This window comes from Streptomyces sp. NPDC005281 (assembly GCF_040607495.1).
Lineage (GTDB): Bacteria > Actinomycetota > Actinomycetes > Streptomycetales > Streptomycetaceae > Streptomyces.
In genome coordinates this window covers 126,206-144,984 of sequence record NZ_JBEXGX010000016.1, presented here as the reverse complement: position 1 = coordinate 144,984, position 18,779 = coordinate 126,206, and the positions used below count along the sequence as shown (strand labels likewise).

Below are 18,779 nucleotides of genomic sequence, written 5' to 3'. Positions count from 1 at the left end.
TATCTCACCAACAGTCAAGACGAATGCCGGGCCGCCCCCTAACGTCACAGGCGTGGTCAAGCTCTCCGTCATCGTGCCGTTCTACAACGTGCAGCAATATGCGCCCGACACCCTGAAGAGCCTGCGTGCGAACGCACGGCAGGATTTCGAATTCATTCTCGTCGACGACTGCTCGCGCGACGAGACACCGGACATCCTCGCGCGCGCGGAGCGCGAGCTCCCGGGTGCGGTGTATGTCAGACACGAGAAGAACGGAGGACTGGCCACCGCCCGCAACACCGGGATCGACAAAGCGCGTGGCGAGTACCTCACGTTCCTCGACGGGGACGACTGGCTCGCCCCCGGATACTACGAACAACTCGTCTCCTCCATCGAGGACCTGGGCTGCGACTTCGTCCGTACGGACCATGTCCAGTGCACCGCGCGGGCCCGCACCATCCACCGTGTTCCGCACGGGCGCCGCGGAGTCGTCATGAACCCCCGCGACGCCATCCTCCCCTCCGACCGTTCCACCTCCGTCGACTACGCCTACGCCTGGGCGGGCATCTACCACCGCCGACTGGTCGACCGGGGCCTGCTCCACTTCACCGACGGGCTGCGCACGGCCGAGGACCGGCCGTGGATCTGGAAGCTCCACCGGGAGGCGGAATCCTTCGCCACGGTGGGGCTGCTCGGCGTGTTCTACCGGCGTGGCGTGGCCTCCTCCCTCACCCAGATCGGGGACGTGCGCCAACTCGATTTCATTCGCGCATTCGACCAGGTCGTGGCGGAAACCGCCGGGGACCGGGACGCGGAAAAACTCCTCCCCAAAGCTGTGCGCACCTACTGCGCGATTATTTCCCATCACCTGGGATCCATCGAAAGGTTCGAGCCGGCAGTGGCACGGAAACTGAAGTCCATGAGTGCCGTCGCACTGCGCCGTATGCCCCAGGGCGTCCTCGACGAGGCCCTCGACTCGATGGACGTCCAGCGCGCCACCCGGCTGCGCCGGCTGCGCCGACGGCCCGCGCCCGCCGCGGGGGTGGCCGCGTGACCACCCAGATCTTCTTGGCGTCCACGCTGTACGGGACGGCCACGCTCGCCGCGGCCCTCGACACCGACAGCTTCGGACCCGCCGACCGGCGCATCCTCCTCGTCTCCAACAACGCGGCGACGCCCGAGACGACGTCCGCCGTGGACGAGATGCCCGGCTTCGAGAAGCTGCGCGGCCGCTTCGACGAGGTCATCTCGTGGAACGAGACCATCTCCCCCTTCCACCCGGGCGGCTGGGCCCCCCGGCCGGACGACGCGCCCTTGTGGGAACGGCATCTGCGGCTCGCCTGGAGCCTGGGCGACGACGACGTCGAACTGGCCGTGGAGTCGATCCAGGTCAACCCGGCGCTCGGCATCTCCCAGATCTTCATGGGCGCGCCCGTCACGGTGTACGCCGACGGCCTGATGAGCTACGGCCCCACCCGCAACAAGATCGACCCGCTGGTCGGCACCCGGGTGACCCGGCTGCTCCATCTGGACCTGGTCCCCGGCCTGACGCCGCTGCTGCTCACCGAGTTCGACGTCGAGCCGCAGATCGTGCCCACGGACGCGTTCGTGAAGGTGCTCGCGGAGCTGGTCGACACCGGTGACGAGCTGCCGTCGGCCGACGAGCCGGCCCTGCTGCTCGGTCAGTACCTCTCGGCGCTGGAGATCCTCACCGCCCAGGAGGAGGAGGAACTCCACGTACGGATGCTGAAGGGCGCCCTCGCGCTCGGCCACACCCGCGTGGTGTTCAAGCCGCACCCCTCGGCCCCTGCGCGCTGGTCGCGGATGCTGGAGAAGGAGGCCGAGAAGCTCGGCGCCGACCTCACCGTCCTCGACACCCCGGTCCTCGCCGAGGTGCTCTACCAGCGGATGCGTCCCGCGCTGGTCGTCGGCTGCTTCTCCACCGCGCTGCTCACGGCGTCCGCGCTGTACGGCCTGCCGGTCGCCCGGGTCGGGACCGGCTCGCTGCTGGACCTGCTCACCCCGTACGAGAACAGCAACCGGGTCCCGGTGACCATCGTCGACGCGCTGCTGCCGGACCTGGCGGACGGCGCGGCGGTCACCGGGCAGCACCCCGGCATGGACGTGGCGGACCTGACGAAGCTTCTGAGAGCCGTCGGCTTCGCGATGCAGCCGAAGATCTATCCGGAGCTGCGCCCGGCGGCCGAGAGCTACCTGACGACCCGGCTGACCCAGCACACCTGGCGCTACTTCAAGCGCAAGCGCCTCACCTCGCTGGCCCTGCCAGGCGCGGTCCCGGCCCAGCTCGCCTTCATCCCGCGCAACGCGACCGTGCGCCGGGTCGCCCGGCGGGCGCGCTCGCTGAAGCGGGCGGTGGGCCGCTGAGGCGGCCGTGCGGCGGGCGTTTCCCGCGGGACACCGAGGAGCGGGGCCGGGTCGGACACGACCGGGCCCCGCTCCTTTGCCATGACGGCCGTTCGGGGGCGTTCCGGGAACCCGGCACCACCGCTGCCGATTTGTCCTGATTCGGAAGAGTCCTCAACGCGAGAGCGTCACAGAGATGAACTCCCGTGGGCGAGACGACGAACCGGCCTCGCCGGGCCGTAAGTATCCCCGACTATCGGACTAACGTGCTGTGGGCCAGCTGAGTCCCACTGAGGGGAACCTTGTGATCGACACGCCCGAGGAGGCCCGCGGGACGTCGACCGGCACCGTGGTCCGTACCGTCCTGCCACCCGCCGAGACGTCCGCCGCCCCCCGACCCGCGGTGCGCCGGGAGAACCGGCTGCGCGCCCTCGACGGGCTGCGGCTCGTCGCGGCCCTGATGGTGGCGGGGTACCACTACGGCGGCCGGGACGGCGAGGTGGTCCAGGCCTGGGGCAGCTCGCCGAAGCACCAGTTCCCCACCCTGCACCATCTGTTCGCCTACGGCTGCCTGGGTGTGCAGGTCTTCTTCGTGATCAGCGGCTTCGTCATCTCCATGAGCGGCTGGGGCCGGCCGCTGCGCTCCTTCTTCGCCTCCCGGGCCTCGCGGCTGCTGCCCGCGTACTGGGCCGCGATCATCATCGTGACGGCCGTGTTCGCCCTGCCCGTCGTCGCGTATAAGGCGGTCTCCCCGAGCGACGCGCTGGTCAACCTCACCATGCTCCAGCAGCCGCTGGGCGTCGACCGGGTGCTGGGCGTGTGCTGGACCCTGTGGGCGGAGGTCCGCTTCTACGCCCTCTTCGCACTGTGCATCGTGCTGCCGGGGGCGAACCGGCAGCGCGTGATCCTGTTCTGCGCGGGCTGGACCCTGGCCGCGGCCATCGCGCAGGGCGTGAACGAGCCGCTCCTCAACATGGTCCTGATGCCCGAGTACGCCCCGTACTTCATCGGCGGCGTCGGCCTCTACCTCGTCCACCGCAACCGCCGTGACGCCTACGCCTGGGGCATCGTCGGCGTGAGCTGGCTGATCGGCCAGCACTACGCGGTCCAGCGCCTGTGGCACGCCCCGAACCCGGAGTTCTTCTCCAACCGTTCGTCCTTCGCCATCATCCTCGTCGTCACCTTCGGCTACGTCGCCGTCGCAGCGATCGCGCTGGGCTGGCTGCACTGGGCCAACTGGCGGTGGCTGACGGTCGCGGGCGCGCTGACGTACCCGTTCTACCTGGTCCACGAGCACCTGGGCTGGGTCGTCATCAAGGCCTACCACCGGACCCTGCACATCCCGTCGTACGGCACGCTCCTGGCCACGGTCGCCACAATGCTGCTGCTCGCCTGGCTGCTCAACCGCTTCGTCGAGAACCGGCTCACCCCGAAACTCCGCACGGCCCTGTCCAAGCCGCGCCTGTAGCCGGCTCCGGAGGTCCGGTGGCGGACGGGCCGGAGCCGGACGAGGAACCGCTCAGCCGATGCCGTAGCTCGCCTCGATGCCCGTGACGATCAGGGCGAGGCCTTCCTCGAAGTGCCGTTCGTAGTCCTCGAAGATCTCCGCGCCCGCCGCGGCCGACAGGGGGAAGTCGGCCATACGGCGGGCGCGTTCGTCCATGTCGTACCCCTCGCGGCGCTCACCCGGCAGTGGCTGGACGCCCTGCTCCTCGGTGACGAAGCCGATCGTGTAGAGGTACGTGGTGGAGGTCGCGCGCACCGCCTGCGTGAGGGTGAATCCCGCCCGGGTGAACAGCGTCAGCGTCCGCTCCATCTCGACGGCGTGCAGGGTGCCCGTGAAGCGTGAGCCGCTGAAGACCTTGGCGCCGTCGCGGTAGCTCAGCAGCGCGGCGCGCAGTCCCCGGTTGGCGGCGAGCAGCCGCTCCCGCCACCCCTCGCCCCCGGCCGCCCCGGGGGTGTCGACCATCCGGCGGTACATCTCCGTGGCCATCTCGTCGAGCAGTTCCTGCTTGTTCTTGAAATGCCAGTAGAGCGCCGGCGCCTGGACGTTCAGCTCCTTGGCGATGGCCCGCAGGCTGAGGCCGTCGAGGCCCGTCTCGTTGAGCAGCCTCAGTGCGGTCTCGACGACCTGCCTCTTGTCCAGCCGGGGGGACCGCGGGGGTCTCTGGGTAGCCACGCTTGACAGTTTAACGCTGTTAAGTGCATGCTCGCGGCATGGAACTTAACAGCGTTAAGGAAAGTGTCGCGGGCACCCCTCTGAACGGGGTGGACGTGGACGTACTCGTCGTCGGCGCGGGCCCGACCGGCCTCGCCCTCGGCGTCGATCTCGCGCGGCGGGGCGTGGACGCGCTCGTCCTGGAGCGGGGCGAGGGGCTCGCGCCGGGGTCGCGCGGCAAGGGACTCCAGCCGCGCACCATGGAGGTTCTCGACGACCTCGGCGTCCTGGAGGAGATCCGCGCGGCGGGCGGCGACTACCCGGTCGGGATGATCTGGCAGGACGGGAAACAGGCGGGCGAGCGGGCGATGTTCGACCCGGCCGAGGACGGCGAGGAGGGCTCGGCGTTCACCGAGCCGTGGATGGTTCCCCAGTGGCGCACCCAGGAGATCCTGCACGCGCGCCTCGCCGGACTCGGCGGCCGGGTCGTCTTCGGCCGCGAGGTGACCGCGCTCCACCAGGACGAGGACGGTGTGAGCGTGCGCTTCACCTCGGCCGACGGCGCGGGGACCGTCCGCGCGAGGTACGTGGTCGCCGCCGACGGAGGCCGGTCGGCCGTGCGCCGGGGCGCGGGCATCGCCATGACCGGCGCCGGGGCGGACGGCTCGGGCGTCGTGGCCCCGGAGCCGATCCTGGTCGGGGACGCCCGGATCGGCGGCCTGGACCGCGACCACTGGCATCTGTTCCCGCCGCGCGGGGACGGCGACGGCTTCATGGCCATCTGCCCGCTCGCGGGCACGGAGTACTTCCAGGTCGTCGCCGGATTCCCGGCCGGAACCACGGTCGACGCCTCCGCCGACGGTGTGCGCGAGGTCGTCGCCGCCCGTTCGCACCTGGCCGCCGACTCGGTGACCGAGGTGCGCTGGGTCTCGGACTTCCGGCCGCGCGCGGCGCTCGCGGACCGCTTCCGCGCCGGGCGGGTCCTCCTCGCCGGGGACGCGGCGCACATCCACTCCCCGGCCGGCGGGCAGGGGCTCAACACCAGCGTCCAGGACGCCTGCAACCTGGGCTGGAAGCTCGGCGCGGTCCTCGGTGGCGAGGCTCCCGCGTCCCTGCTCGACACCTACGAGGAGGAACGCCGTCCCGTCGCCGCCGAGATGCTCGGCCTGTCCACGAAGATCCACCGCGGCGAGGCCCGCCGCGGCAGGCAGACCCGTCAGCTCGGCCTCGGCTACCGCGGCTCCTCGCTCGCCGCGGAGACCCGTACGGACCTGCCGGACGAGGGGCTGCGCGCAGGCGACCGCGCCCCCGACGCGGCCGTGGACGGCGTACGCCTCTTCGACGTGTTCCGGGGACCGCACTGGACCCTGCTCACGGCCGGCCCGGTCACGCGGCCGCCGGTCCTTCCCGGCGTCCGCACCGCGCACATCGGATCGCACGAGCGGTACGGGACCGGGGTCTTCCTCGTCCGCCCCGACGGGTACGTGGGATGGGCGGGGACCGACGCGCGGGACCTCGGGGAGTACGCGGCCCGGGTGGGCCTGAGCGTCGGCTGACTACGCGCTGGCGAGCGTGAGCTTGACCGCGAAGCCGAGGAAGAGCGCGCCCGCCGCGGTCGTGGCACCGGCGGAGAGGCGCTTGCGCCGGCGGAAGGCCGCCGCGAGGCGCGTACCGCTGAATATCAGGGCGGTCAGATACAGGACGCTCGCGATCTGGGCGAAGGCGCCGAGCACGACGAAGGAGAGGGCCGGGTAGGCGTAGCCGGGGTCGACGAACTGCACGAAGAAGGCGATGAAGAACAGGATCGCCTTCGGGTTGAACAGGCTGATCACCAGCGCCCGGCGGAACGGCCGCTCCCCCGCCACCGTCTCGGGCTCCGCGCTCTCGGCGACGGCCTCCCGACGGGCCCGCCACATCGCCCGAGCGGCGCGCAGCATCCCGACCGCCAGCCAGGTCAGATATCCCGCACCGGCGTACTTCACGATGCTGAACAGCACGGCGTTCGCCTGGAGCAGCGAAGCCACACCGGCGGCCGACAGAGTCATCAGCACGGTGTCCCCGCACCACACACCCGCGGCGGCGGTATACCCCGTACGGACACCCCGGCGGGCGGCGACGGACAGCACGTACAGCGAGTTCGGTCCCGGGAGCAGGACGATCAGGACAAGACCCGCGAGATAGGTGGGGAGATCGATGACACCAAGCATGAGAGCGAGTGTCGCACGCGCCTGCGACAGTGCGTAGAGGCGTCTCGCGGGTCAGTCAGTCGCCGTCGAGGAGGGTGTCCACGGGCAGGTCGAGGGCGACACCGACGGACGCGGGGACCGCGAGGCTCTGGCCACGCTCGTAGCGCTCGGGCGCCGGGCATTTTGCCGTTGACCGGGTCCTGGTGGAGCAGGACCTCGTCGTGCTTGCGGTCGACGACGATGTAGACGGGGACACCGGCCTCGGCGTAGTAGCGCGCGGCTTCCGCCCCCGTTCACCCGTACGAAGGAATCTCCCAGGTCAGAAGGCATTCGAGGGCACGTAAGTCCCCCAGATCTCGCGCAGGGCGTTGCAGACCTCGCCGACCGTCGCGCGGGCGCGCAGGGCCTCCTTCATCGGGTACAGGACGTTGTCGGTGCCCTCGGCGGCCTTCTTCAGGGCGGCGAGGGCGGTGTCGACGGCCTTCTGGTCGCGCTCGGCGCGGAGCCGGGCGAGGCGTTCGGCCTGCTGGGCCTCGATGGCCGGGTCGACGCGCAGCGGCTCGTACGGCTCCTCCGCGTCGAGCTGGAAGCGGTTGACGCCGACCACCACCCGCTCGCCGGAGTCGGTCTCCTGGGCGACCCGGTAGGCGGAGCGCTCGATCTCGCCCTTCTGGAAGCCCTGCTCGATCGCTTCGACGGCGCCGCCGAGGTCCTCGATCCTCGTCATGAGGGCGACGGCGGCGGCCTCGACCTCGTCCGTCATCCTCTCGACGACGTACGAGCCCGCGAAGGGGTCGACGGTCGCCGTCACGTCCGTCTCGTAGGCCAGGACCTGCTGAGTGCGCAGGGCCAGCCGCGCTGACTTGTCGGTGGGCAGCGCGATGGCCTCGTCGAAGGAGTTGGTGTGCAGCGACTGGGTGCCGCCGAGGACCGCCGCGAGTCCCTGGACCGCGACCCGGACCAGGTTCACCTCGGGCTGCTGCGCCGTGAGCTGGACACCCGCCGTCTGCGTGTGGAAGCGCAGCATCAGCGACTTGGGGTTCTCCGCTCCGAACTCGTCCCGCATCACCCGGGCCCAGATCCGCCTGGCCGCGCGGAACTTGGCGACCTCCTCCAGGATCGTCGTACGGGCGACGAAGAAGAAGGAGAGGCGCGGCGCGAAGTCGTCGACGTCCATACCGGCCGCCACCGCCGTGCGCACGTACTCGATTCCGTCCGCCAGGGTGAACGCGATCTCCTGCGCGGGAGTCGCACCCGCCTCGGCCATGTGGTACCCGGAGATCGAGATCGTGTTCCACTTCGGGATCTCGGCCCCGCAGTACCTGAAGATGTCCGCGATCAGCCTGAGGGACGGCTTGGGCGGGAAGATGTACGTCCCCCGGGCGATGTACTCCTTGAGGACGTCGTTCTGGACGGTGCCGGTCAACTGGTCCGCGGATACGCCCTGTTCCTCGCCGACCAGCTGGTACATCAGCAGCAGCAGCGCGGCGGGCGCGTTGATCGTCATCGAGGTGGAGACCTTGTCCAGCGGGATCCCGTCGAACAGGACCCGCATGTCGTCGACCGAGTCGATCGCCACACCGACCTTGCCGACCTCGCCGTGCGCGAGAGGGGCGTCCGAGTCGTGGCCCATCTGGGTGGGCAGGTCGAAGGCGACCGACAGGCCCGTCGTGCCGTTGGCGATGAGCTGCTGGTAGCGGGCGTTGGACTCCACGGCCGTACCGAACCCCGCGTACTGCCGCATGGTCCACGGACGGCCCGTGTACATCGACGGGTACACGCCACGGGTGAAGGGGTACGCGCCCGGCGTGCCGAGCTTCTCGGCCGGGTCCCAGCCGGCCAGGGCCTCGGGGCCGTAGACCGGTTCGATGGGCAGTCCGGACTCGGATTCGCGCGCCATTGGTGTGCCTCCCGTGAAGCGGGCCGATGTGTCCGTGGTTCTCTTCCACCATGCCGTCCCGTTCGCAACCGGTCACCCGCGGGGAGCATCTCAGGTGACATGACGGCGGGACGGGGGCCTGGTGTGCACGACAGGACGGGTGGAACAGGGGACCGGATGCGTACGACTGGCTTGAAGAGATCGCTGGCCGCGCTCGCGGCGCTCGCCGTGATGAGCGGCTGCACGGCCCATGCCGTGGACGCGCAGGGAAGGAAGCCGCCGGGGCGGATCGACGGTTCGGCCCGCCCCGCCTCCGGCGCGAAAGGGGAGGGCGACGGCAAGTCCGGAGCTTCCCCGAAGGGCGAGGACGGCACGGCGGGCTCCGCCGGAGCGGGAAAGGACAGCGCGTCCTCGTCCTCCGCCGCCCCCGCCGAGGTCCTCTGGTCCAGGGGCGACCGTGGCGACGACATCCGCAGGGCGCAGGCCCGGCTGCACCAGGTCGCCTGGCTGATCACCCCGCCGACGGGGACGTACGACGCCCGGACGGCCGCGGCCGTGAAGGGGTTCCAGGGCAAACGTGGGCTGCCGCGCACCGGTGATCTGGACGCCGTCACCTGGCAGCGGCTGCGGGGGATGACGCACGAGCCGGCGGCCTGGGAGCTGTACCCCTATGGCGGGCAGCCGGCCGCGAAGCCCGACCCGCGCTGTATGACGGGCCGTGTGCTGTGCGTCAGCAAGACGAGCCGCACGCTGCGCTGGATGGTCGACGGCAGGACGGTCTCGGAGATGGACGTCCGGTTCGGCTCGCAGTACACGCCCACCCGCGAAGGTGTGTTCAGCGTCTACTTCAAGTCCCGCCACCATGTGTCGACGATCTACCACACGTCGATGCCGTACGCGATGTTCTTCAGCGGCGGCCAAGCGGTGCACTATTCCTCGGACTTCGCGGCCCGCGGCTACTACGGCGCCTCGCACGGCTGCGTCAACGTGCGGGACGAGAGCAAGGTCGCGGCGCTCTTCGCGCAGGTCCGCACGGGCGACAAGGTCGTCGTCCACTGGTGAGGGACCCCCGCGCGACGGCGGGGCGAAGGAGTGTGGGGCGCGGGCGGGACCGGGGGAACGTGTCCCGCCCGCGCCAGTTGCACGAAGCCGTGGGTACGGGGGGAACCCCGGCTCCGTGCTACGGCCGATGACCAGTCGGCTCACCACGTACTGCGTCGCGGCGGCCGAAAACGTCACACCCGGCCGATAAAAATTTCAACGAAACACGAAAGCGCAGGTCAGAGGGGTTTCTGGTGCGCCGCGAGGAGAGCTGACGGTGCGGCAGGGCGTCGGCCCGAGAACTGACAGAACGTCTGCCCGGGGGACGGCACGGCAGCACGTCCACCGGGGGATGCCGGCACGGCAGCACGTCTGCCGGGGGGTGACTGCACGACAGCACGCCGAGGCCGGGAGGCCGGCCTGCCGATCAGCGCCCGCGGAAAGGGCTGTTCACGAAAGCGCGCCGGCCAAGGGGCTCGGCGTCGCCTCGGGCGCCCGGCTCGGCGTCGCGGACCATATCGGCGCGACCGGCAGGAACGGGGTCAGTTCAGGGCGCAGTACGGACGGGATGCCGACACTGTCGCCCCGGGGGTCGTTGCCGCCGGGCGCTATGTGGTGGCCGTCGCCGTCACCGCCGCCCTGATCGCCCTGGCCGGAGTCCTGACCGGAGCCCTGTCCCGTCCCCTGGTCGCCGCCGCCCGTGCCGCCGGCTCCGCCCGGTCCGCGGCCGAGGACACCCGTGCAGTACAGCCTCACCCGGGCTCCGCCGCCCGCCACGTGTTCCAGGACGCGCCTGCGGTCCGCGTCGAGGTCCTTGCCGTCGAGGATGGCACGGCAGTACGAGCGTGTCCGGGCCCACCACTCGCGGGAGCGGTCGGTGTTCCCGGTGGAGCCGGGACTCGGCAGGCCGCTCGCGTAGCCGGATCCCGGGGACGCGGAGGTGTCGGCGGACGGTTCGCCCGACGGACCGTCAGGCACCGGCGCCACAGTGCCGTTGCCGCCGGAGACTCCGGGCGAGGGCAGGGGCGAGGCCGAGACGAGCGGACGTTCCGGAGTCCGCACCGCGCTGGCCGAGGCCGCCGGGCCCGGGTGTTCACGGGTGAACGGGGTCGGCAGCACTCCGGTTCCGGCCGCGACGGCGACCCCGCCGACCATGCCGACGGCCAGCACCGCGGCGAGCCCGAACCTGGTGGGCCGTCCCCAGCGCGTCCGGCGTCCGTGCGCGGCGGGACGCCCGATCCGTACGAGACCGGCGTCCGCGGCATGCGCGCCGGACCGGGCGCGACCGCGGTGGCCGAGCTCCGCGGGAGCGCCGTCGCCGTCCGCGCGTGCCTTGCGGAAAGCGGCCAACGCGGCTGCCTCGCCCGGGAGTTCGTCGCTGGTCGGCTCGGGTACGGCGGCCAGCGCGCCGAGGGCCGCGGTGAGGCGGTGCGCCTGGTCACGCGTGCCGGGGTCGACGGCTTCCAGCGGCTCCCCGTTCAGCAGACGCTCCGCGGCGTCCCGGTCCAGCCACCTGTACTGCTCGTCGGCCATCACATGTCCTTCTGCGCCCGCGAACGCGGATGCGTCACACCGGAGGACGTCACCGCGCGGGTGCGCGAACCTCGTTGCGGGGGAACGGCGTCGAGCGCGACGGCGGATTCCGGATCGGTGCCGAGCAGTTCCGCGAGCCGTTTCAGACCCCGGTGCGCGGCCGTCCGGACGGCTCCCGGGCGCTTGCCGAGAGTCTCGGCGGCCGACTTGGCGTCGAGTCCGACCACGACCCGCAGGACGACGGCCTCCGCCTGGTCCTGCGGGAGCTGGGCGATGAGCGAGAGGGTGCTGCCGGTGGACAGCGCCTCCATCGCCTCGGTCGCGGTGTCGGACTCGGCGGCCTTGCCGGTCAGCTCGGTCTCGTCGCCGCCTATCGCGGGACGGCGCCCGCGCATCCGTATGTGGTCCAGCGCCCGGTTGCGGGCGATCCGCGCCGCCCAGCCGCGGAAACGGTCCGCGTCCCCGCTGAAGCGTTCCAGGTCACGGGCGATCTGGAGCCAGGCCTCGGACGTGACGTCCTCGGCGTCCGGCTCACCCACCAGTGTCCGTACGTATCCGAGCAGGCGTGGGTGCACCGCTCGGTACACAGTCCGGAACGCGGTCTCGTCCCCGTCCTGTGCGGCCAGTACCGCGGCGGTCAGCTCCGCGTCGTCCCCCAGCACCCCCGCGCCCCTCTTCATGACTCAACCGGCGCCGCTCTCGCGGACCGGGTTCTCGCCGTCGTGCTTCGTGTGGCGGACGGTTGCGGTCTCGGGTCCGCGTGGTCTCTGGTCTCCTGCCCCACGCGGCTCCGGTACCGGCCCCACGTGGTCGCGGTACCGGGGTCCACACGGTCGTGGTCCCAGGTCCCCGTGGTTGCGGTCGTCCTGCTCCCGCACCGGCGCGAAAGGCACGTTACGGCCTGAAACAGCTCCCCGTCCATGTTCGTACAACCTGCAACTACGCGGTGACAGTGCGAGGTGTGACACAAAACGCAGTCGCGGCGCTGTAGAGAGTACGGGTCGCCGCGCGGCCCGTGCCGCGCGACGGTCGGGGCCTCTCCTGTGGGGGGTGGCGGCCCCGGCCGTTGCCATCGGCAGAGACGTCCGCCGCCACTGCGGCAGAGACCTCCGCCGTTACTGCGGCAGAGACGTCCGCGTCACCCTCGGATCCCGGCCCGGTGGCCCGTCAGTCACGCCTGGCCCTGCCTGCCCGTCAGCCCGCCGGTCACGCCCGGCCGCCGGATCGTCGGCCCGGCCACTGGATGATCGGCCCGCCCGGTCGTCACAGCCGCCGTCCGGCTACCGCTCGCTCCCGGACCTGCCCGGCTTCGGCGTCGCGGGCCCGCCCCCCGGAGCCGGCGTCCCGTTCGTCTTCCCTGGCTCGGCCGGGTTCGCAGCGCTCCCGGCCCCCTTCGCGCCCTTCTCCGCGGCGCGTGCGGCGAGTTGCCCGGCGCAGAACGCCTCGACCTTGTCCTCGCCGCCGGCGGCGGTGACGAGCCGCTGCCAGGCCCGGGAGTCCAGGGCGTCGCCCCGGTCCCGCACCGACGCGTACGCGCGGCAGTGGGCCTCCGTGTCCTGGGCACTCGGGGGACGGTTCAGCGGGTCGCCCGGGGCGGAGACACCGGGAGCGCCGGGGCCGACCGGTGGCACGGACCCGGGGAATCGGTCCGGGGCGCCTCCGGACGGCCGGGACGCGGCCGCGCCCCGGTGCCCGGTGTCCTCGCGCGCGAGCGGTCCGACGGCGGCGGCGGCGACGCCGCCCAGCGTCAGACCGGCCAGCAGTACGGCGAACGCGGCCCTCAGCGAACGGCGCTGCCGTCCCGGTTCCCCGGGACGCCAGTCGTCACGGCGCCGGGTGCGCGCGGTGTGCGCGCCACCGTCCCGCGCGGCCCGGAAGGCGGCCACGGCCTGTGTCTCGGCCGCCCTGCCGTCCGCCCTGTCCGCCCCCCGGTCCTCCGCCCGGCCGAGCATCGCGGCGGCGAGGAGTGTCTCCAAGGAAGGCCGGCCGACTCCGGGGGCCGCCGGGGGCGTGACGCGCCGGCCGGGGACCGCGCCGTCGCCGACGCGCCGTTCACCCGTGCCCGGTGGCACGACCGGTTCCCTGTGCGGTTCCACGTCCGGTTCCATCTCCGTCTGCCGCTCCGCCCCGCAACCCCTCGCCGTACCAGGACTCCGCTCCGAGCTCCACGCCGTGCAACCACCTCGCCCCACGTGCCGTCCCACGGCCGCTGGACGGCACTCCCGCGTCCGGCGTCCCGGCCGCGGCCGACGGCCCCCCGCCCTACCGCAGCCGTCCTCCGCGCGCCGGCCCTGCGCCGTGCACCATCCGTACACCGGTCGACTTCCCTCCGCCGTACGACGATGCGGTTCCGGACGACGACGCGGTGCCGGCCGTTCCGGATGTACTGCTCATCCCGACTCCCCCAGCGCCCGGGACTCCTCATCCGTCACACCCGCGTCGCCGAGCCTTCGCGCGAGCCGCTTCAGACCCCGGTGGGCGGAGGTGCGCACCGCGCCGGGGCGTTTGCCGAGCACCCGCGCCGCGGCCGGCCCGTCGAGGCCGACGACCACCCGCAGGAGCACGGCCTCGGCCTGGTCGCGCGGCAGTCCCGCGACCAGTTCGAGGGCGTACGCGGTGGACAGGCTCTCCAGCGCCTCGTCCTGCGTGCTGTGCCCGCCTGGCAGGTCGAGCGCGTCCTGTTCGAGGGCCGTTCCGCGGGGCCGCACGCGCATCCGTCGCAGATGGTCGAGTGCCCGGTGCCGCGCGATGGTCGCGGTCCAGCCGCGGAACCCCGCGCCGTCTCCCCGGAACCGTCCCAGGTCCCGGGCAATCTCCAGCCAGGCGTCGGACGCCACGTCCTCCGCGTCGTCGCCGACGATGCCGCGCAGATAGCCCAGCAGTCCGGGCTGCACGATCCGGTACGCGGCCGCGAAAGCGACCTCGTCCCCCTCCTGCGCCCGCGCCACGGCCGCGCCCAGCTCCGCGTCGTAGGGCTGCACGCGGCGGGATTCCCCTCCCTGGCCCAACACTGTCCTCGTTCGCACCGAGTTCGCCCGAATGTGCCTGCCGGCGCGGCCGTCCGCGTCGACACCCCCATGGTCATCAGCGTCGGGTCCCACGGAAGTGTCACAGTGCGTCAGCCACTCTGTCCGGACCGGCCGACGGGACCTCGTGAGGCACTCAGTGGGCGGCCTCGCGGCACAGCAGGCGCAGGGAACCGTCGCCCGCGTAGCGGCGGCGGGCCTCTTCGATCGGGTCCCACAGTCGTCCGTCGGGCGTACGGAGCCAGTGTTCGCCGCCGGTCTCCCACCACTCGGCGCCGGTGTGACGGGCCACCACCTCACCGGCGTACGCCCCGAATCCGCGCAGCACGCTCTCGACGGCGGCGTACGGGGCGCCGTCCCGGCGTATCTCGTCGATCACGCGGTCGACGCGCCACAGGCTCTGGGCCGAGTAGTCGAGGCGCAGCCGGGCGCCCTCACGCATGGTCGCGACCGTGTCGGCCGCCCAGCGAACGGGCTTCGTCGCGGCTGAGGGCCGGGGTGTTCGAGTTGCGTTCACACCACGTAGAGCGCGGCGGCGGCCGGATACGTCACGCGTCCGGGCATGGGTTCGCGACACCGGCCCAGGACCGCCATCTCCGCCCCAGGACCATCACAGGAACCCCTCGGGAAACGAGGTTTGGGGTGCGCCGGAGCCGTGTACCGCCTCCGGCGCACCCCAGCGCCCGTATGCCTCGGTTGCGGGGCTAGACCCGTCCGCGAGCCCTGCGTGAGACCACCGCTCGCAGTACGCGTCGTCCCTCCGTCGACGCGTCCAGCGCGAACCGCAGTCCGCCCTTGCCGTGCTCGTTGAGCAGTTCCAGGACGGAGACCTGGCGGCGCAGTTCGGCGGCGACGAGCGGGGACATGCCCTCCGTGCGCCCCTCACGGCGTGCCGTCACGCACGCCTCCGCGTCGTCGGCGTGGTCGAGGAACCGGTGCACCTGGAGCGCGGCCACGGAGCAGGCGTCCGACCAGGCACGCAGCTCCTCCTCGGAGGGCTTGTCGGGGACGGCGTCGAGCATGCCGCGGGCCAGCAGGGCGGCGTGGTCCTCGTCCGTCGCGGCCGGCTCGGGGTCCTCCGCGTCCATCTTGGCGCGCGCCTCCTCCAGGCGCGTTCCCCACTCGGCCCAGGTGTCCGGCTCCGCCAGGCTCGCCCACAGGGGCCGCAGGACGTCGTCGTCGCCGCCAAGCAGCGGTACACACCGATCCAAACAAGCCAGACCGCTCGCCGCCAGACCTCTCTCGTCGGCCTGAGCGATCAGTTCCACCAGACTCATCACGACTCCCTCGAAATGCGCTCGACAGGGCGCCCTTGCCTCACGGAGCCCGCACTTCCCCTTACTGCGTGCAACGGAGCAGGAGTGTCACAGTGCCACAGCGGCGCGCCGCCGGGGAGGCCTGAGCGACAGGTTTTCGGCCAACAGTGCGAACTCGTGACCTGGCACGGATCGGCACTTCTCAGCCGCCGGACGCGGCCGGGCCCTCCTGAGCCTTCCGGGTCTGCATCCGGGTCAGCTCGAGGACGACGACGATGGCGGAGACGGCGGCCACGATGTCGAGGCTGTCGCCGATCAGGGCCTGGAGGGCGGCGTCCCGTATCTCCTGGGCGGTCTCGGCGTGGCGGTAGAGCGCGGCGTAGAGCCGGCCGGCCACCAGGCCGGTGATCCAGAGCGCCCACCAGAGGTTGACGAGCCCGAGCCGGCTCCGTGTTCCCGCGGGACGGCTCGCGTCCCAGATCTCCCCCATGATCTGGCGCGGGCGCCACAGATTCACGATCGGCACGAACCAGCCCCCGACCACCCAGGCCCGGGACCAGGCGTGCCCCGCCGGGAAGAAGACCTCGGCATTGATCCGGACCCGCCGGAACCAGATCAGGAAGACGACACCGCCGACCAGAAGGGCGGTGGACTGAACCCGGGCGGCGGCCAGACTGAGCGAGTCCGCCTCATTGGCCCTTCGCACGAGGGAGGCGAGGGACTCGCCTCCGCCCGCGAGGCCGTCCGCGAGAGCGCCGACGACCGTGCTCGCCACGTCGTACAGCTTGTAGTCCGCCCAGACCCCGAAGAGGTCGGCGGCGATCACCAGACCGAGCACGGCGGCGGTGATCCATCCGAGGGCGACCGGCGACCGCAGCGAGGCGGGGCCGTGCAGCGACGGCAGCGGCGGCAAGGGGGGCCGTGCGGCGACCCCCTGCTCGGCGGGCTGCGGCGATGGCGGCATGGTCATGAGACCCCCCAGATCCGCCGTCACATCACGGTGACGGCACAAGAAGCCGGACGCACCCCTCCCCAGAGGTAACGTCCGGCCCACGAACAAGTAAACGGAAGATAAGGTTCCGAAGGTGGTCGCGTCCAGTCCTCTCCGGCGAACCCCACCGGCCCGCGGACCGGTTGCCGCTCCGGCCGTGCCGCGGCCCTCAGCCCAACTGGCTCGACAGCGCCTTGAACTGGGTCCAGGAGAGGGACGGCGTGCGCGGGTCCCACAGTTTCTGGGTCAGGGCGCGCAGCGGCATGCGGACGCCCGCCGCCACCTGGTCCTGGGTCTGGGAGTTCGCGAGGTCGCACCAGACCGCGAAGTACCCGCCGAGGATCTGGGAGTCGTACTTCGCGGGGACCGGCGTCGTTCCGCGCAGGACGAGGGGGGTCCACTGCTCGTAGATGCGCTGCCCGGTCGGATAGACGAACGTCTGGGGTTCACCGAGGACGTAGTACAGGTACTCGTCGTTGTAGTTGATGACCTTGCGGCCCGCGCCCAGGTACTCGAGCGGCTGCCGGGCCCCGATCTCCTTACCGGTCCAGTACGCCACCTGGAGGCCGCCGTCGGCCTGGACGGTGCCCCCGCGGAAGAAGCCGTCGTTCCAGGCCCGCGCGGTCCGGCCGTGGCCGTGGACCACCTTGGCGCGGTCGTTCAGCCAGCCGGTCGTGAGGTCGGTGATGCTCGCGCCCGCTCCGTACCTGTTCCTCGCCGCGCCGACCAGCTGTGGGAAGGACGCCGTCGGGTTCGCCACCGTCAGTGCCTGGTACTCGTCGCCGCCGAGATGCCAGTCGGTGCCGGGGAACAGACCCGCGTACTCATTGAGCAGGTCGTCGACGATCCTGGCCGCGGCGGGCTTGGAGATGTCGACGGCACCGCGGATGGGGACGCCCGACACATTGCGCAGCTGGAGATCGGGGTGCGCCGCGATGACCGCGCCGAGGTGTCCCGGCGAGTCGATCTCCGGCACGACGGTGATGTGCCGGCTCGCCGCGAGGGCGATGATCCGGCGCACCTCGTCCTTCGTCAGGTGCTGCTGCGACACGATCTCGGGGTGCGTGTCGGACTGGATGCGAAAGCCCTGGTCGTCGGAGAAGTGCAGGCCGAGCTGATTGAACTTCAGGTCGCCGAGCTCGCGTACCCGGTCCTCGATCCAGGCCGCCGTGAAGTGCTTGCGCGCGATGTCGAGCATGAACCCGCGGACCGGCTTCGCGGGCCGGTCGCGCACGACGCCCTCCGGCGCCGTACCGCCGCCGTGCACCTCCTGCTTGAGGGTGCGCGTTCCGTAGAAGACACCGGCATCGGCGGGCCCGGTGATGGTGACCCGGCCGTTCTTGACGGTGAGGGTGTACGACTCCGGGCCCGCGCTCCCCTTGTCGAGGCCCAGCTGGACGTCGCCGGCCTTGGCCGCGGCCCGCCCCGCGTACGTGAGCCTGAGTTCACCGGCGAGCAGCTTGCCCTCGTCGGCGAGGCCGTTGTCCTCCACGACCACCCGGGCGCCGGCGGCCGGGCGCCAGCCGGGACCGTGGGCCGCGATGTGCTCGCGTACGGCGGGGATGGTGCGAGGCGCCTTGGAGAGGGGGTAGCTCCGGGTCGGGGAGGGACTCGCGGCGGACACGCTCTGGGACCGGTCGGCGGACGGCACCTTCGACCCGGCCGGCTGCCCGCCCCCGTCGGGCCAGACCGCCACGGCCACCGCGACGACACCGGCGACCGCCAGACCGGCCGCGACGAGTTTGGCCCGCCCGTTCTGTGCCGTCCGCCGCTGTCGCGGCGCGCGCCGCCTGCCACTGCTCACTCCGCCACCCTCGTCTCACCGCGCTCACTTCACAGCGCCGACTTTCACCACGCCCGCTTTCGAGCGCCCACTTCACCGCGCCCGCCTCAGAACGCCGCCTTCACCACGCCCGGTTCCGAGCAGCGAATTCACCGCGCCCGTTCTAGAGCACCACTTCACCGCACCCGTTCTCGAGCGCCAACTTCATCGTGCCCCGGTTCCCGGCTCCCACTTCATCGTGCTTCACCGTGCCGTCGCCGGGTCGGCGCTCCATTCAGGTGCACTCCCCCTTCGCGGGTCCACCCCTTCGGAACGTCACGCCGGACCGGCTTCCCACCCCACGGCAACTCTGCCCCGCCCGCCCCCGCAACCGTCCACCACACGCTCCGAAACTCTCTCGTGCGGGTGAAATCCGGGCATCCGTCGGACAGGTCCCGACACACCTCGATAGCGTGAGCGGCACAGCTTTCACTTCTCCCCCTGCCGAAACACACGTATCGCACGCACGTCACGCTCACCGGACGTCGCGCGTCCCACCCCCACGCCGAGGACCCACGCTGACGTCTCACCGTCTCCCACGCCT

At 71.9% G+C, this 18,779-nt stretch carries 16 protein-coding genes; 5 read left to right on the top strand and 11 right to left on the bottom strand.

Going from position 1 to position 18,779, the window contains the following annotated elements:
- Nucleotides 1–52 precede the first annotated feature (52 nt).
- The 3 genes from ABZV42_RS23140 (at nt 53) to ABZV42_RS23130 (ending at nt 3,811) form a co-directional block, all read left to right on the top strand.
- Nucleotides 53–1,033: a glycosyltransferase family 2 protein gene (locus ABZV42_RS23140; protein WP_355975911.1), complete on the top strand. Its 981-nt coding sequence runs from the start codon at nt 53–55 to the stop codon at nt 1,031–1,033.
- On the top strand, nt 1,030–2,364 hold the full coding sequence (locus tag ABZV42_RS23135; protein ID WP_355975913.1) for an alpha-2,8-polysialyltransferase family protein: 1,335 nt from the start codon (nt 1,030–1,032) through the stop codon (nt 2,362–2,364). Before ABZV42_RS23140 ends, ABZV42_RS23135 begins: the two co-directional genes overlap by 4 nt.
- Before the next feature lie 343 nt (nt 2,365–2,707).
- On the top strand, nt 2,708–3,811 hold the full coding sequence (locus tag ABZV42_RS23130) for an acyltransferase (RefSeq protein ID WP_355976151.1): 1,104 nt from the start codon (nt 2,708–2,710) through the stop codon (nt 3,809–3,811).
- A gap of 51 nt (nt 3,812–3,862) precedes the next feature.
- Here the strand turns inward: ABZV42_RS23130 and ABZV42_RS23125 are convergent, their stop codons facing one another.
- On the bottom strand, nt 3,863–4,522 hold the full coding sequence (locus ABZV42_RS23125) for a TetR/AcrR family transcriptional regulator C-terminal domain-containing protein (RefSeq protein ID WP_355975915.1): 660 nt from the start codon (nt 4,520–4,522) through the stop codon (nt 3,863–3,865).
- Nucleotides 4,523–4,560: 38 nt separating this feature from the next.
- Here ABZV42_RS23125 and ABZV42_RS23120 point away from each other — a divergent pair, with 38 nt between their 5' ends.
- Nucleotides 4,561–6,057, top strand: coding sequence for an FAD-dependent monooxygenase (locus ABZV42_RS23120; protein ID WP_356053372.1), 1,497 nt, complete (start codon nt 4,561–4,563; stop codon nt 6,055–6,057).
- On the opposite strand, the gene leuE is transcribed toward ABZV42_RS23120, so the two are convergent.
- Together leuE and ABZV42_RS23110 are read right to left on the bottom strand one after the other, a co-directional pair.
- On the bottom strand, nt 6,058–6,708 hold the full coding sequence (leuE, locus tag ABZV42_RS23115; protein WP_355975919.1) for a leucine efflux protein LeuE: 651 nt from the start codon (nt 6,706–6,708) through the stop codon (nt 6,058–6,060).
- 298 nt (nt 6,709–7,006) lie between these two features.
- Nucleotides 7,007–8,587: a methylmalonyl-CoA mutase family protein gene (locus tag ABZV42_RS23110; RefSeq protein ID WP_356053370.1), complete on the bottom strand. Its 1,581-nt coding sequence runs from the start codon at nt 8,585–8,587 to the stop codon at nt 7,007–7,009.
- 156 nt (nt 8,588–8,743) lie between these two features.
- On the opposite strand from ABZV42_RS23110, the gene ABZV42_RS23105 reads away from it, so the two are divergent.
- A complete protein-coding gene (locus ABZV42_RS23105) occupies nt 8,744–9,628 on the top strand; it encodes a L,D-transpeptidase family protein (protein ID WP_355975923.1) in 885 nt (294 codons plus the stop codon).
- A gap of 429 nt (nt 9,629–10,057) precedes the next feature.
- Here ABZV42_RS23105 and ABZV42_RS23100 read toward each other — a convergent pair whose 3' ends face one another.
- From ABZV42_RS23100 to ABZV42_RS23065, 8 genes are all read right to left on the bottom strand, one after another.
- Nucleotides 10,058–11,140, bottom strand: a complete 1,083-nt coding sequence (locus tag ABZV42_RS23100) for a hypothetical protein (RefSeq protein WP_356053368.1) — start codon at nt 11,138–11,140, stop codon at nt 10,058–10,060.
- Nucleotides 11,140–11,802 carry an RNA polymerase sigma factor gene (locus ABZV42_RS23095; protein WP_355976153.1) on the bottom strand — a complete coding sequence of 221 codons (663 nt, stop codon included), beginning with the start codon at nt 11,800–11,802 and terminating at the stop codon, nt 11,140–11,142. The genes ABZV42_RS23100 and ABZV42_RS23095 overlap by 1 nt, the downstream gene beginning before the upstream one ends.
- 618 nt (nt 11,803–12,420) lie before the next feature.
- Nucleotides 12,421–13,236 (bottom strand): hypothetical protein, encoded by an 816-nt coding sequence (locus tag ABZV42_RS23090; protein ID WP_356053366.1) that lies wholly within the window; start codon nt 13,234–13,236, stop codon nt 12,421–12,423.
- Between the two features lie 294 nt (nt 13,237–13,530).
- On the bottom strand, nt 13,531–14,148 hold the full coding sequence (locus tag ABZV42_RS23085; RefSeq protein ID WP_356053365.1) for an RNA polymerase sigma factor: 618 nt from the start codon (nt 14,146–14,148) through the stop codon (nt 13,531–13,533).
- A gap of 154 nt (nt 14,149–14,302) precedes the next feature.
- Nucleotides 14,303–14,683 carry a hypothetical protein gene (locus ABZV42_RS23080; protein ID WP_355975931.1) on the bottom strand — a complete coding sequence of 127 codons (381 nt, stop codon included), beginning with the start codon at nt 14,681–14,683 and terminating at the stop codon, nt 14,303–14,305.
- Nucleotides 14,684–14,870: 187 nt separating this feature from the next.
- Entirely contained in the window at nt 14,871–15,443 is a 573-nt protein-coding gene (locus tag ABZV42_RS23075) for a hypothetical protein (protein WP_355975933.1), read from the bottom strand.
- Between the two features lie 181 nt (nt 15,444–15,624).
- Nucleotides 15,625–16,392 (bottom strand): DUF4328 domain-containing protein, encoded by a 768-nt coding sequence (locus ABZV42_RS23070; RefSeq protein ID WP_356053363.1) that lies wholly within the window; start codon nt 16,390–16,392, stop codon nt 15,625–15,627.
- 190 nt (nt 16,393–16,582) lie between these two features.
- A complete protein-coding gene (locus ABZV42_RS23065; RefSeq protein WP_356053421.1) occupies nt 16,583–18,139 on the bottom strand; it encodes a glycoside hydrolase family 20 protein in 1,557 nt (518 codons plus the stop codon).
- Between the last annotated feature and the right edge of the window lie 640 nt (nt 18,140–18,779).